This is a genomic window from Enterobacter sp. 61D5 (assembly GCF_034107965.1).
Lineage (GTDB): Bacteria > Pseudomonadota > Gammaproteobacteria > Enterobacterales > Enterobacteriaceae > Enterobacter > Enterobacter cloacae_M.
In genome coordinates this window covers 1-614 of record NZ_JAWNFK010000056.1, presented here as the reverse complement: position 1 = coordinate 614, position 614 = coordinate 1, and the positions used below count along the sequence as shown (strand labels likewise).

Annotated in this window: 1 protein-coding gene; it reads left to right on the top strand. The window is 30.0% G+C overall.

Annotated elements, in window-relative coordinates; all coding sequences use genetic code 11:
* Positions 1-33 precede the first annotated feature (33 nt).
* Positions 34-525 (top strand): helix-turn-helix domain-containing protein, encoded by a 492-nt coding sequence (locus UTM25_RS22515; protein ID WP_194386776.1) that lies wholly within the window; start codon positions 34-36, stop codon positions 523-525.
* Positions 526-614: the final 89 nt, after the last annotated feature.

Genomic DNA, 614 nt, shown 5'->3' with positions numbered 1-614 from the left:
TTTATTTGTTAAAATGAAATATTATTATTAATTATGAATATTAATGTATACATTGCATCAAACAACACATACTTTTCCCTTGGGATTGAGCATTTTTTTTCTGGAAAAACGCGCAAGGGAAGAGATTTTTCATTTATTAAGATTTCTAATATAAATGATTACTTTATTAACTATACAAATGAAAGCGGGCTAGGGGTTGGTATTTTGATTGCTGATGTAGACTTTTTAAATTTATTATGCTGTGACGGCAGGCGAAAGTTTTTTTATTGGATCTTGCCCTTAGAATTTTTCCGTGATAATTTCATTAACTTTAAAGATAAAACAACATCCTATAATCATGATGTGTTATCCTGCCGTGAAGCACAGGTTTTTTCACTAATTGCGCTGGGCATGAATGACTCTACAATATCATCATTTTTGGGGGTTTCTATTAAGACTATTTATTCACACAGGCGGAATATAATGCTAAAATTAAAAACAAAGAATCGAACCAATCTATGGAAAATTATAAATACGATTAAATGATGCATGGTGTGGCATGTTCACTCCATTATTTATTTCTCTTTTTGCTATTTTCAATAGTCGCGTTAAGAGAATTTTTGCATTGTAATTTT